The organism is Kocuria sp. GQ42, from assembly GCF_059758435.1.
In genome coordinates this window covers 19917-32384 of the sequence record NZ_JCAXEN010000005.1, presented here as the reverse complement: position 1 = coordinate 32384, position 12468 = coordinate 19917, and the positions used below count along the sequence as shown (strand labels likewise).

The window sequence follows — 12468 nt, the reverse complement described above, 5'->3', positions numbered from 1 at the left end:
CGACGGGCGTCGTAGCGCATCGTGCTCCTCGGGACGGAGGGTCGATCCCGACCCTACCAGCCGGATCCGGGCCCCGCCGGGCCGTCCGGCCGGGCGGTCCGGCGCGGTGTCCCGGATCACACCGAGCGCGCCGGCCCCCCTAGACTGGGGGCATCCCGACCCGCCACCACGAGAGGACGTGGAGCAGACATGGCCAGCACGCCGTCCGTCCCCGGAGCCCCGTCGACGCAGCGCAGCAGTCCCCGGCCGAGCGGCGGGGAGGACGCCGAGCACCGCTCCCCCGGGGAGGAGGCGCCCCCGGTGCACGCCAAGACGCACCGGATCAGGTGGGCGGGGCTCGTGGCCGGCCTGGTCCTGGCCCTGCTGGTCTACGTCGTCATGCCCGCCGACCTGGCCCACCCCGCCAAGCTCACCGCCGCCACCGCGGTGCTGATGGGCGTGTGGTGGATGACGGAGGCGATCCCGATCCCGGCCACCGCCCTGCTCCCGCTGATCGTCTTCCCCGTGCTCGGGGAGGACGTCGCCGTGGACGACGTCGGCGCCTCCTACGGCAGCAACATCATCTTCCTGTTCATGGGCGGGTTCCTGCTGGCGCTGGCGATGCAGCGCTGGAACCTGCACCGCCGGATCGCCCTGCGGACCGTGCGCGTGATGGGCACCAAGCCGGCCCAGATGGTGGCCGGGTTCATGCTGGCCACCGCGTTCCTCAGCATGTGGGTCTCCAACACGGCCACCGCCGTGATGATGCTGCCCATCGGGGTGTCCGTGCTGCTGCTGCTGCCCAAGCTGCTCGAGGACTCCGGTGCGCCGGCCGGCGGCACGGACGGCGGCGCGCTGGAGGACGCCGACCTGGAGGGCGCCGACCCGCAGAGCGCCGAGGTGAAGGAGGCGGTCATCGCCTCCAACTTCGGCACCGCGCTGATGCTGGGCATCGCCTACGCCGCCTCGATCGGCTCCCTCAGCACGATCATCGGCACCCCGCCGAACACTCTGATGGTCGGCTACCTCCAGGAGGCGCACGGCATCGACGTCGGCTTCGGCCAGTGGATGCTCGTGGGCGTGCCGCTGTCCGCCGTCATGCTCGTCGTCGCCTGGTTCCTGCTCACCAAGGTCCTGTTCAGACCGGAGATCGACGAGATCCCCGGCGGCCGGAAGCTCATCGACCAGGAGCTGGAGAAGCTCGGCCCCATGTCCACCGGGGAGAAGCTGGTGCTCGCGATCTTCGCGCTGGCCGCGCTCAGCTGGGTGTTCGTCCCCATCGTCTTCGACTCCCCGCCCATCAGCGACGCCGGCATCGCCATGGTCGTGGGGCTGCTGCTGTTCCTGCTCCCCGCCGGGGCCCGGCGGGGGGTGCGGCTGCTGGACTGGGAGTCCGCGGTGAAGCTGCCGTGGGGCGTGCTGCTGCTCTTCGGCGGGGGGCTGGCCCTGTCCGCGCAGTTCACCTCCTCCGGCCTGACCGACTGGATCGGGCAGGGCGCCGCGGCACTGGGCGCGGTGCCGGTCGTCCTGGTCGTGGCGATCTTCGCCGCCGGCATTCTCTTCCTCACGGAGCTGACGAGCAACACCGCCACGGCGGCCACGTTCCTGCCCGTCTCCGGGGGCGTGGCCCTCGGCCTGGGACTGGACCCCATGCTGCTGGCCATCCCGGTGGCCCTCGCGGCCACGTGCGCGTTCATGCTGCCGGTGGCCACCCCGCCCAACGCCATCGCGTTCGGCTCCGGCTACGTGACCATCGGGCAGATGATCAAGGGCGGGCTGTGGCTGAACCTCATCGGGATCGTCCTGATCACCCTCCTGACCATGACGCTGGGCGTCTGGGTGTTCAGCATCGTGTACTGACCGGCCCGTCCCACCGGGCGGGCGCACGGCGGCCCCGGCCTCAGGAGGCGGGGCCGCCGTCGTGCTCGAGCTCGGCCAGCACCGGGAAGTGGTCCGAGGCCCACACCCCGCGCGGGCGCTCGGCCAGGACCCGGGCGTCGAGCACGCGGACCGGGCCGCCGTACAGGATCCAGTCCAGGCGCGGCGTCCTGCCGCCGGGCTCCCGGTAGCGGGGGAAGGTCCCCGCGGCGTCCGGGGGCAGCGTGTCCCGCAGCCCGCCGGCGAGCGCGGCGTCCCAGGTGCGGGAGCGGCCGGCGGCCGCGTTCATGTCCCCGAGGAGCACCAGGGGGCCGTCCCACCCGAGGAGGAGGCCCTGGAGCGCGGCCAGCTGGCGCAGCCGCGCCCGCTCCGGCCACGGGTCCAGGTGGGTGGCGCCCACCCGCCAGGCCACTCCCGTGCGCCGGTCCGTGAGGTCGGCCAGCACCAGGGTGCGGGGGAAGAGGTCCCCCGGCACCTTCGACCCCGGGACCTCCGGCAGCGCGGACAGCCACCGCTGCTGCCAGCGCTCGATCCGGAAGCGGGCGGTGTCCACGGCCAGCAGGCACCGCTCGCCGCCGCCGTCGGCGTCCCGGCCCCCGCCCAGGAGGACGTGGTCCGGGCCCAGGGCCTGCCGGACGTGGTGCAGCTGCTCCGGGAGGACCTCCTGGAGGGCGGTCAGCTCCGGCCGGTGGGCCCGGAGCACGGCCTGCACGGCGGGGGCCCGGGTGAACCACGCGTCCGGCGCCGTCCGGCCGTACTTCGGCAGGGGACGCCGGACGTTGAAGGTCATGGCCGTGAACGCGCCCCGGCCCCGCGGACCACGGGGGTCGGCGGGGCCGGGGCGGGCGTGGGCTGCCACGGTCGCGGGACGGACTACTGGGCGGCGGACTCCGCCGCGCCCTGCTCCGTGCGAGCGCCGCCGTGCTGGAGGTCGCCGCCGCTGTTCTCGAGGTGGGCGCGCATGAACCACTGGAAGAGCTCGAGCTCCTTGACCTGGCCGATGAGCATGTCCTCGGTGACGGGGTCGAGCTCGCCGACCTTCTGGATCGCGTCGCGGTGGTCCTCGATCACGCCGTTGTAGACGATGTCGAGGGCGGCGAGGTGCTCCACGCCGGTGGCGCGGTGGACCGAGTAGTCGTCCCAGGTGCGGGCCTGGACGAGATCGCCCGGCAGACCGGAGGGGCCCACGCCCATGGTGGCCATGCGCTCGGCGAGCTCGTCGACGAAGCCGCGCACGAGCTCGATCTGCGGGTCCAGCATCTCGTGGACCGAGATGAAGTTGGGGCCCACCACGTTCCAGTGGGCGTGCTTGAGCGTGAGCTGGAGGTCGTTGAGGGCGTGCAGGCGCTGCTGGAGCGTCTGGGCGACCTCGTGACCGTTCTCGGTGGACAGGCCGGGCACGGTGTAGGGGGCGGTGCGCTGGTTCGGGGTGGCCATGAGTTCGTCTCCGTGTTTCCGGCCGCCGCGGGGCGGCGGCCTGGCTCGACAACTGTGGGCGGCCCGCGGGACGGGCCTCTGCCCCCACTATGGCACGCCCCCCACCCACTGTCAGCACCCTGTCCATTCGCTTCGCTGTCCGCGATATCCGGGCGGTGCGCGCCCGCCGCCGGACGCCTGAGCAGATCCTTGCCAGGACGCGGAGCCACTGATTGGCTGGGCCCATGAACACGACTCCCGCCTCCGGCGACCAGCTCCCCGACGACCCGCACCTGGCCGACGACGTCGGCGTCCCCGACACCCCGGCGCGCGACCTCGAGACGGCCCCGGACCCCCTGGGTCAGACCAACGCCGGCCAGCGCGTGCCGAGCGCGGGGGACGCCGCGGACCCCGCCGACCCGGACTTCGGCGCGGGCGAGGGCGCGAGAGGCCACGGCCCCACGGCCGGGGACTGACCCGGCGCGCCGCCGCTGCCCTGGATCCCATGAGCACCCGCAGCACCAGCACCGCCGGGATCGCGCGGGCCACCGGCATCCCGTGGGAGACCTGGACGGCGCGGCTCGACGAGCTCGGCGCCCGGACGATGGGCCACGCCGAGGTCGCCCGCCGGGTGGCGGAGCAGCTCGAGGGCGTCGTCGAGAACCACGAGTGGTGGGCGCAGTCCGTCGCGGTGGCCTACGAGCAGCACACGGGAGCCCGCCGGCCCGGTCAGGCCGGGGACGGCACCTTCGGGGCGAGCGCGAGCCGGACGGTGGCCGGCACCCCGGACGAGGCGCTCGCCCGGTGGACGGCGCTCATGGCCGGCCGCACGGAGGTCGGCGGCGTCCCGTTCCAGCAGCCGCCCACCACCGCCGCCACCGAGAAGTGGCGCTACTGGCGCGTTCGCCTGGCCGACGGGACCAGGGTCTCCGCGAACATCGGCGCCAAGGCGGGCGGCCGCGCCACGGTGGCCCTCGCGCACACCGGACTGGCCTCCGCGGAGGACGTCCTGCGGTGGCGCGCGGCCTGGAAGGACCTGCTGGCCGCGCTCTGAGCCCGCGCCGCGCTTGTGAGGCGGCTCACTCCTCGCCTACGGTGACCAAGTACCTGAGACGAGGAGTATCACATGACCGTGCCCTATCCGCGCCTGCTCGCACCCCTGGACCTGGGCTTCACCACCCTGCCCAACCGGGTGCTCATGGGATCGATGCACACCGGTCTCGAAGAGCTGCCCGGAGGGTTCGAGCGGCTCGCGGAGTTCTACGCGGAGCGCGTGCGGGGCGGGGTGGGGCTCATCGTCACGGGCGGCGTGGGGCCGAACCCCGAGGGCGCCACCCGGGCCGGGGGCGCCCTCCTGCGCACCCCCGAGGAGGTGGCCCGGCACCGCCTGGTGACCGGCGCCGTGCACGCCGAGGGCGGCAGGATCGCCCTGCAGATCCTGCACTCCGGCCGCTACGCCAAGGCCCCGGCCGCCGTGGCACCGAGCGCCCTGCGTGCCCCCATCAGCCCCGTGGTGCCGCACGAGCTCACCGCGGAGGAGATCGAGCGGACCATCGAGGACTTCGCCCGCACCGCCGCGCTCGCCCGGGAGGCCGGCTACGACGGCGTGGAGATCATGGGCTCCGAGGGCTACCTCATCAACGAGTTCGTCGCCGCCGAGACCAACCACCGCACCGACGAGTGGGGAGGGTGCTACCCGAACCGGATGCGCCTGCCCGTGGAGATCGTCCGCCGCGTCCGCGAGCGCACCGGCCCGGACTTCGTCCTCATCTACCGCCTCTCCATGCTGGACCTGGTCCCGGGCGGCTCCACGCTCGAGGAGGTCGTGGCGCTGGCCCGGGCGGTCGAGGCCGCCGGCGCCACCCTGCTCAACACCGGCATCGGCTGGCACGAGGCGCGCATCCCCACGATCGCCACGGTCGTCCCCCGCGGCGGCTTCTCCTGGGTGACGCGCCGGCTCAAGGGCGAGGTCGGGATCCCGCTGGTCGCCGTGAACCGGATCAACACCCCGGAGACGGCGGAGCGGATCCTGGCGGACGGGGACGCCGACATGGTGTCCCTGGCCCGGCCCCTGCTCGCGGACCCGGACTTCGTGGTCAAGGCCGCGCGCGGCCGGGCGGACACCATCAACACGTGCATCGCGTGCAACCAGGCGTGCCTGGACCACACCTTCGCGGGCCGCACCGCGTCCTGCCTGGTCAACCCGCGGGCCGGGCACGAGACCCTGCTGCGCCTCGGCCCCACCCGCCGGGCCGAGCGGATCGGCGTGGTCGGCGCGGGCCCCGCGGGGCTGGCCTTCGCCGTCGGCGCCGCGGAGGCCGGGCACGCCGTCACCCTCTTCGAGGCGGCGGACCGGATCGGCGGGCAGTTCCTGATGGCGCTGCGCATCCCCGGCAAGGAGGAGTACGCGGAGACGCTGCGCTACTACGGCGTGCGGCTCGCCGAACTGGGGGTGGACGTGCGGCTCGGGACGGAGGCCGGGCCCGGGCACCTGCGCGGCTTCGACCGGCTCGTGCTCGCCACGGGCGTGGAACCGCGCGTGCCCGCGATCGAGGGGGTGAAGCACCCGTCGGTCGTGGGCTACCGGGACGTCCTGCAGCACGGGGCGCCCGTGGGCCGCCGGGTCGCGGTCCTGGGCGCCGGGGGCATCGGCTTCGACGTCGCCGAGTTCCTCCTGCACTCCGCCGGCACGGACTTCTACCGCGCGTGGGGCGTCGACACGACGCTGTCCGCCCGGGGCGGGCTGGTCCCGCCGCGGCCCGGGCGCCCGGCGCGCGAGGTGACGCTGCTGCAGCGCTCCCCCGGCAAGCTCGGGGCCGGCCTGGGCCGCACGACCGGCTGGATCCACCGGACCTCGCTCCGGGCCGGCGGCGTCCGTACCCTGAGCGGGGTCACGTACCGGCGGATCGACGACGACGGGCTGCACCTCACCGCGCCGGGACCCGACGGCACGGAGCCGGTCGAGCAGGTGCTGCCGGTCGACACCGTGGTGCTGTGCACGGGCCAGGAGCCGCTGCGGCGGCTGCACGACACGCTGCTCGGGACCGGCCACGACACCGGCGCCGTGCCGGTGCACCTCATCGGCGGGGCGGACGTGGCGGCCGAGCTGGACGCCAAGCGGGCGATCCGGCAGGCCACGGAGCTCGTCGCCGCCCTGGGCTGACCGCTCCCGGCCCCGGGCCCGGCCTCGCGGGACCGGCCCGGGCGGGGCCGGGTGCGGGCCGCGCCGTGCGGCGATGTGCGGGGCCGGGCCCCGGGTGCCACGATGGGGTCACTCCCGCGGAAAGGATCCCCATGCAGCTCGACCTCCTGCTCGTCAACGCCACGGTCCTGACCATGGACCCGGACCGCCCGACGGCGTCGAGCCTCGGCGTGCACGGCGGGCGGATCGTGGTCCTCGACGACCCGGACGTGCCGGCGGCCGAGACCGTGGACCTCGGCGGGGCCACCGTGCTGCCGGGGTTCGTGGACGCGCACTGCCACACCGCGTGGTTCGGGCTCGGCCTGGCGGAGGTGGACCTCTCCGGCTGCACGTCCCTGGACGAGCTGTACGCGGCCCTGGAGCGCGGCATGGCCGCGAAGCCGCGGGACGAGGAGTGGCTCATGGCCACCGGCTTCCTGCCGGCCACCGTGGGCGGGACGCTGCCCGACATCGACGTCCTCGACCGCATCACGGGCAGCACGCCGCTGTTCGTCCGGCACACGTCCGGCCACGCGGCGGTGGTGAACTCCGAGGCGCTGCGGCGGGCGGAGATCTTCACCCCGGGGACCCCGGACCCGGTGGGCGGACGGGTGGTGCGGGACGACACCGGCCGCGCCACGGGCCTCGTCGAGGAGACCGCGCAGGCCGTGGTGCAGGAGCTGTTCCGCCCCTACCCGGTGGACCGGATCGTGGCGGCGCTCGACCGCGCCACCGCCCGCTACGCCGCCGAGGGCATCACCACGTTCGCCGAGGCGGGGGTGGGCGCCGGGTGGATCGGGCACAACCCCTCCGAGCTGCAGGCCTACCAGCAGGCCAGGGACGCCGGCGTCCTGCACGCCCGGGCCCAGGTGATGCCCGTGCTGGACGTCCTGCACGGGATCGGCGGGCTCGGGGACGGCTCCGAGCGCGGGCTCGACCTCGGGCTGCGCACCGGCTTCGGCGACGACGAGCTCAGGCTCGGACCGGTCAAGGTGTTCGTGGACGGCTCGCTGCTCGGCGAGACCGCCGCCGTGACCGAGGCGTTCTGCGGAGGCCACTCGACGGGCTACTTCCAGGAGAACCCCGAGCAGATGGCCGAGGCGATCCACGCGGCGTACCGTGCGGGCTGGTCGGTGGCCGCCCACGCGATCGGGGACCGGGCCATCGACTTCGCGATCGACGTGATCACCCGCTGCCAGGACGAGCACGGGCGCCACCGGCTGCCCAACCGGATCGAGCACGCGAGCATCACCCGCCCGGACCAGCTGCCGCGGCTCGCGGCCGCGGGGATCGTGGTGACCCCGCAGATCGGCTTCCTGCGCCCCATGGCCGCCCAGTTCCGCCGGCTCCTGGGCCCCGAGCGCACGGACTGGACCTACCGGGGCCGCAGCTTCCTGGACGCCGGGGTGCGGGTGGCGGGCAGCTCCGACCGGCCGGTCGCCGACGGCGACGTGCTGCGCTCGGTCCAGGCCTGGACCGACCGCCTCGACGGCGACGGGCGGCGGTTCGGTCCCGCCGGGGAGCGGCTCGACGTGCTGCAGGCCCTCGCCGCCTACACGTCCGAGGCCGCGAAGGCGCTGGGGATGTTCGACCGGATCGGCTCGCTCGCCCCGGGCAAGCTCGCGGACCTGGTGGTGCTGGAGGAGAACCCCCTCGAGGTGCACCGGCGGGGCGGGTCGGTGGAGCACATCGGCGTGCGCGCGACCTACCGCGGGGGCCGGCTCACCCACCGCGCCGGCTGAACGGCGCCGGACGGAGCGGACGGCGCTCAGCCCTCCACGAGGATCCCGTCCTCGTCGGCCCACACCGTCCGGCCCGGGCGGAAGGTCACGCCCTCGATGACGACCGGCACGTCCTGCTCCCCGACGCCGTCCTTGGCGGACTTGCGCGGGTTGGAGCCCAGGGCCTTGACGCCGAGGGGCAGCCCGGCCAGGGCGACCCGGTCCCGCACGGGGCCGTTGATGATGACCCCGGCCCACCCGTTGCGCACCGCGGACTCGGCGATCATGTCCCCCATGAGCGCCGTGCCCATGGAGCCGTGGCCGTCCACGACGAGGACCGCGCCCTCCCCCGGGGAGTTGAGCACGGCCTTCACCAGGCCGTTGTCCTGGAAGCAGCGGACCGTGCGCACCGGCCCGGTGAACGCGGCCGTCCCGCCCAGGTCGAGGAACTGGCGCGGGCAGGACATCAGCTGCTCCCCGCGCTCATCGTAGAGGTCGGCGGTGGTGAACGGGCGCGGATCGGTCATGAGCTGCTCCTGAGGCATCCGGTGGTGGTTCCGGCACCAGCCTAGCCAGCGGAACCGCCGCGCTCGGCCCCGGCGGGCGCCGCGGCCGGCCCCGGCGCCTCCTCCCGCGCGGCGGGCACGGCGGTGCCCAGCGGGATCTCCTCGATGAGCAGGGACAGCACGAGGCACGCCGCCGCGACCGGAAGACCCCACAGGAAGATCGGCGGCAGGGACTGGGCGAAGGCCTGCGCGACGGCCTCCTGCACCGGGGCGGGCAGTCCCGCGAGCACCTGGGGGCTCAGGGCGTCGAGGTCGAGGGCGGGCACGGCGCGGCCCGCGAGCGCGTCGTCGAGCCGGGCGACGAAGACGGAGCCGAACACGGCGATCCCGAAGGACGCCCCGATCTGGCGGAAGAAGTTCGACGACGACGTCGCGGCCCCCAGCTCCGCGGGCGGCACCGCGTTCTGCACGATCAGGACGAGGTTCTGCATGAGGCAGCCGATGCCGAGACCGGTGACGGCCATCCCCGCGGCCGTCAGGGCGTACGGGGTGGTCTCGTCGATCAGCGAGAGCAGCGCGAGCCCGGCGGCCATCACCGCGGAGCCCAGCACGGGCCAGTGCTTGTAGCGCCCCGTGCGCGCGATGCGGCGGCCGGTGCCGATCGTGCCGACGAGCATCCCGGCCGTCACGGGGATCATCATCAGGCCGGCGGTGGTGGCCGAGGCGCCGTCGACCATCTGCAGGTAGGTGGGCAGGTAGGTGATGGTCGCGAACATGATCACGCCCATGCCGACGGCCGCCGCGGTGGGCACCACGAAGTTGCGCACCCGGAACAGGTGCAGCGGGATGATCGGCTCCGCGGCGCGGCGCTCCACCAGCACGAACAGCACGCCGAGCACCAGGACCGTCCCGGCGAGGCCGAGGATCCGCGGGCTCGACCACGCGTACGCCGTGCCGGCCCACGTGGTGAGGAGCACGAACGCCACGCTGCCCAGCGCCAGCAGCGCCGTCCCGAGCACGTCGAGCCGCACCCGTCCCCGGGGGACGTGCGGCAGGTGCAGGAACCGGGGGATGAACAGGAGCGTCACCAGGCCCAGGGGCAGGTTGATGTAGAACACCCACCGCCAGCTCACGAGGTCCGTGAGGAACCCGCCGACCAGCGGCCCGCTCACCGAGGCGAGACCGAAGGCCGCCCCGATCACGCCCATGTACCTGCCGCGCTCGCGGGCGGGCACGAGGTCCGCGATGATCGCCTGCGCCCCGATCAGGAGGCCGCCGCCGCCCAGGCCCTGCAGCGCGCGGAGGACGATGAGCTGCGTCATGTCCTGGGCGGCGCCCGAGAGCACGGAGCCCAGCAGGAAGACCACGACGGCCACCAGGAAGATCCGCTTGCGCCCGTAGAGGTCGCCCAGCTTCCCGTAGACCGGCAGACCCACGGTCGCGGCGAGCACGTACGCCGTGACCACCCAGGAGATCCGGTCGAGCCCGTCCAGGTCCCCGACGATCGAGGGCAGCGCCGTGGCCACGATCGTCTGGTCGAGGGCGGCCAGCAGGACCGCCATGAGCAGGCCCAGGAACGTCAGCCGCAGCCGGCGGCGCTCCGTGCGGCCGGGGTCCGCGACCACCGGGTCAGCGGTCGATCTTCAGCACGGAGCCGTCCTCGACGTTGACGAACACGTCCACGGAGTTGCCGTCCGGCTCGTCGATCTCGACCTCCCACACGGTCGTGCCGTCCTCCGTCTCGAGCTGCGCCTCGTCGACCGTGCCGTTGACCGTCTCCAGCGCCGTGGCCAGCCCCTCGTCGAGGGGCACCTGGACCTGGGCGAGCTTCTCGCCGTCGTCGGTGTCGAGGCCGCCCTCCTCCTCCTGGCTGATCACGTCCTCGCCGTCCTGCGAGACGTACACCTGGTGCTCGCGGTCGTCGGCGGCGACGGTGAGCTCCCAGCTGGCCGGACTGTCCTCCCGTCCGATCTCGAAGGCCTGGGCGTCACCGCCCACCGCGTCCTCGGCCGCGGCGACCGCGGAGGCCACGGCGGCCGCCTCGCCGCCGGACCCGCCGGTGGCGTCGTCGCCGGGACTCTCCGAGGGCGAGGCCGAGCCGGAGGCGGTGGCGGTGCCGTCGTCGTCGGGCGTGGCGCTGTCGTCCGGGCTCGCGCTGTCGTCCGGGGTGGCGGTGTCGTCCGGGGTGGCGGTGTCGTCCGGGGCGCCGGTCTCCGCCGGGGCGGTGGTGCCGTCCCCTCCGGCGCCGCCGTCACCCCCGTCGCCGCCGCAGCCCGTGAGGAGCAGGGCGGAGAGGGCGAGCGCCGCCAGGGACAGGTGCCTTCGGTCAGTGTGCTTCATACCCGGGATTCTTCTCCCCTGCAGACCGCCTGGCAAGGACGTGACCGGGGCGCTGACCCGCCGGGCGCGGACCCCCCACCGGGCTCACAGGCGTCCCGTCTACTATCCTGGAGAACGCCTGACCCGGGACCGGGTGCATGCGCACCGTGATCGACGCCAGGAAGGAGGCGGCATGGGATTCCTCGAGAGCCTCGAGAAGAACATCGAGAAGGCCGTCCGCGCCACCTTCTCCACCGGCTCCCGGAAGCGGGTGGAGGCCGTCGAGATCGCCAGCGCCCTCCGGCGGGAGCTCGACCAGGAGGCGTTCACGATCTCCGCGGGCCGCACCATGGCCCCCAACGTCTTCGTCGTGGAGTTCTCGGACGAGGACTTCCCGCGCGCCCAGGACTGGGGCACGCCGCTCGCGGAGGAGCTGTGCGACGTCGTCATCAAGCACGCCCGCAGCCAGGCCTACACCCTCCAGGGGGCGGTGAAGGTGTCCTTCACCCGCAACCCGGAGGTGGAGGCCGGCGAGTTCCGCGTCCACTCCTCGGCCCAGCGCACCGCCGAGTCCCCCAACACCCCCGCCACCCCGAGCGGGCAGCGGATCGCCCGCGGCCACCGCCGGGAGGAGGACGAGGGGGAGCCGACGCGCTCCGTGCCCGCGCAGCACTGGATCCCGGTGCTCGACGTCGACGGCGCGCGCTACTCCCTCAACGCGGACTCGATCGTGCTGGGCCGCTCCGCCGAGGCGGACATCACCGTGGAGGACACCGGCGTGTCCCGCAAGCACCTCGAGATCCGGCGGCAGGGCGAGCACTTCGTGGCCGTGGACCTCGGCTCGACCAACGGTTCCTACGTGGACGGGGAGCGGGTGATCGGCCGCACCGAGCTGGTCAACGGCTCCGTGATCACCATGGGTCGGACCAGGATCACGTTCCGCCTCCTGACCCCGAAGGGGAACCGCTGAATGTCCGAACTCACCGTCACCCTGCTCCGCTTCGGCTTCCTGGCGCTGCTCTGGATCTTCATCTTCAGCATCGTCGCCAGCCAGGGTCGTGACCTGGCGGTCGGCGGGAAGCTCCCGGCGGTGCTCACGAGGTCCCGCGCCGAGCGCCGGGGCGCCGCGGAGGACCCGGTGCCGCCCGCCGCGGGCCCCGGCACCGGGCAGCGCTCCCGCCCCCAGACCCTGGTCGTCCTCGACGGCCCGCTCCGCGGCCGCAGCTACCCGCTGGGCAACGCCCCGGTACTGCTGGGCCGCTCCCCCGAGGCCACCGTGCCCCTCGGCGACGACTACGCCTCGGGGCGCCACGCCCGGCTGTTCCCGCAGGGCTCCCGCTGGTTCCTCGAGGACCTCGGCTCCACCAACGGCACCTTCGTCGGCCAGCAGCGCCTCTCCCGGGCCGTGCCGCTCGACCCCGGGACCCCGTTCCGGGTGGGCAAGACCGTCCTGGAACTGAGGTCCTGA

Annotated in this window: 12 protein-coding genes; 7 read left to right on the top strand and 5 right to left on the bottom strand. The window is 74.3% G+C overall.

The window, feature by feature from the left end; genetic code table 11:
* Positions 1–189 precede the first annotated feature (189 nt).
* On the top strand, positions 190–1839 hold the full coding sequence (locus tag AC6CH6_RS11465) for an SLC13 family permease (protein WP_498255217.1): 1650 nt from the start codon (positions 190–192) through the stop codon (positions 1837–1839).
* A gap of 40 nt (positions 1840–1879) precedes the next feature.
* Here the strand turns inward: AC6CH6_RS11465 and AC6CH6_RS11460 are convergent, their stop codons facing one another.
* On the bottom strand, positions 1880–2647 hold the full coding sequence (locus AC6CH6_RS11460) for an endonuclease/exonuclease/phosphatase family protein (protein ID WP_498255216.1): 768 nt from the start codon (positions 2645–2647) through the stop codon (positions 1880–1882).
* 83 nt (positions 2648–2730) lie between these two features.
* Positions 2731–3294 (bottom strand): Dps family protein, encoded by a 564-nt coding sequence (locus AC6CH6_RS11455; protein WP_133411430.1) that lies wholly within the window; start codon positions 3292–3294, stop codon positions 2731–2733.
* A gap of 224 nt (positions 3295–3518) precedes the next feature.
* On the opposite strand from AC6CH6_RS11455, the gene AC6CH6_RS11450 reads away from it, so the two are divergent.
* The 4 genes from AC6CH6_RS11450 to AC6CH6_RS11435 all read left to right on the top strand — a co-directional run bounded on the left by AC6CH6_RS11450 (position 3519) and on the right by AC6CH6_RS11435 (position 8196).
* Positions 3519–3749 (top strand): hypothetical protein, encoded by a 231-nt coding sequence (locus tag AC6CH6_RS11450; protein ID WP_498255215.1) that lies wholly within the window; start codon positions 3519–3521, stop codon positions 3747–3749.
* A gap of 29 nt (positions 3750–3778) precedes the next feature.
* Complete coding sequence (locus AC6CH6_RS11445; protein ID WP_498255214.1) at positions 3779–4327, top strand: hypothetical protein; 549 nt, start codon at positions 3779–3781, stop codon at positions 4325–4327.
* 72 nt (positions 4328–4399) lie between these two features.
* Positions 4400–6436, top strand: coding sequence for an oxidoreductase (locus AC6CH6_RS11440; protein WP_498255213.1), 2037 nt, complete (start codon positions 4400–4402; stop codon positions 6434–6436).
* Positions 6437–6567: 131 nt separating this feature from the next.
* Positions 6568–8196 carry an amidohydrolase gene (locus AC6CH6_RS11435; RefSeq protein ID WP_498255212.1) on the top strand — a complete coding sequence of 543 codons (1629 nt, stop codon included), beginning with the start codon at positions 6568–6570 and terminating at the stop codon, positions 8194–8196.
* A 26-nt stretch (positions 8197–8222) separates the two neighbouring features.
* Here the strand turns inward: AC6CH6_RS11435 and rraA are convergent, their stop codons facing one another.
* The 3 genes from rraA to AC6CH6_RS11420 are packed head-to-tail and all read right to left on the bottom strand — an operon-like array spanning position 8223 to position 11021.
* Positions 8223–8702 (bottom strand): ribonuclease E activity regulator RraA, encoded by a 480-nt coding sequence (gene rraA, locus AC6CH6_RS11430; protein WP_017834086.1) that lies wholly within the window; start codon positions 8700–8702, stop codon positions 8223–8225.
* Between the two features lie 41 nt (positions 8703–8743).
* Complete coding sequence (locus tag AC6CH6_RS11425; protein WP_498255211.1) at positions 8744–10306, bottom strand: MDR family MFS transporter; 1563 nt, start codon at positions 10304–10306, stop codon at positions 8744–8746.
* A gap of 4 nt (positions 10307–10310) precedes the next feature.
* On the bottom strand, positions 10311–11021 hold the full coding sequence (locus AC6CH6_RS11420) for a PepSY domain-containing protein (protein WP_498255210.1): 711 nt from the start codon (positions 11019–11021) through the stop codon (positions 10311–10313).
* 172 nt (positions 11022–11193) lie between these two features.
* Here AC6CH6_RS11420 and AC6CH6_RS11415 point away from each other — a divergent pair, with 172 nt between their 5' ends.
* Both AC6CH6_RS11415 and AC6CH6_RS11410 read left to right on the top strand, forming a co-directional pair.
* Complete coding sequence (locus AC6CH6_RS11415; protein ID WP_095651319.1) at positions 11194–11970, top strand: FHA domain-containing protein; 777 nt, start codon at positions 11194–11196, stop codon at positions 11968–11970.
* Positions 11971–12468 carry an FHA domain-containing protein FhaB/FipA gene (locus tag AC6CH6_RS11410; protein WP_133411437.1) on the top strand — a complete coding sequence of 166 codons (498 nt, stop codon included), beginning with the start codon at positions 11971–11973 and terminating at the stop codon, positions 12466–12468.

Coding starts and splice junctions, on each gene's coding strand:
- AC6CH6_RS11465 (WP_498255217.1), top strand. CDS start 190: ATGGCCAGCACGCCGTCCGTCCCCGGAGCCCCGTCGACGCAGCGCAGC.
- AC6CH6_RS11460 (WP_498255216.1), bottom strand. CDS start 2,647: ATGACCTTCAACGTCCGGCGTCCCCTGCCGAAGTACGGCCGGACGGCG.
- AC6CH6_RS11455 (WP_133411430.1), bottom strand. CDS start 3,294: ATGGCCACCCCGAACCAGCGCACCGCCCCCTACACCGTGCCCGGCCTG.
- AC6CH6_RS11450 (WP_498255215.1), top strand. CDS start 3,519: ATGAACACGACTCCCGCCTCCGGCGACCAGCTCCCCGACGACCCGCAC.
- AC6CH6_RS11445 (WP_498255214.1), top strand. CDS start 3,779: ATGAGCACCCGCAGCACCAGCACCGCCGGGATCGCGCGGGCCACCGGC.
- AC6CH6_RS11440 (WP_498255213.1), top strand. CDS start 4,400: ATGACCGTGCCCTATCCGCGCCTGCTCGCACCCCTGGACCTGGGCTTC.
- AC6CH6_RS11435 (WP_498255212.1), top strand. CDS start 6,568: ATGCAGCTCGACCTCCTGCTCGTCAACGCCACGGTCCTGACCATGGAC.
- rraA (WP_017834086.1), bottom strand. CDS start 8,702: ATGACCGATCCGCGCCCGTTCACCACCGCCGACCTCTACGATGAGCGC.
- AC6CH6_RS11420 (WP_498255210.1), bottom strand. CDS start 11,021: ATGAAGCACACTGACCGAAGGCACCTGTCCCTGGCGGCGCTCGCCCTC.
- AC6CH6_RS11415 (WP_095651319.1), top strand. CDS start 11,194: ATGGGATTCCTCGAGAGCCTCGAGAAGAACATCGAGAAGGCCGTCCGC.
- AC6CH6_RS11410 (WP_133411437.1), top strand. CDS start 11,971: ATGTCCGAACTCACCGTCACCCTGCTCCGCTTCGGCTTCCTGGCGCTG.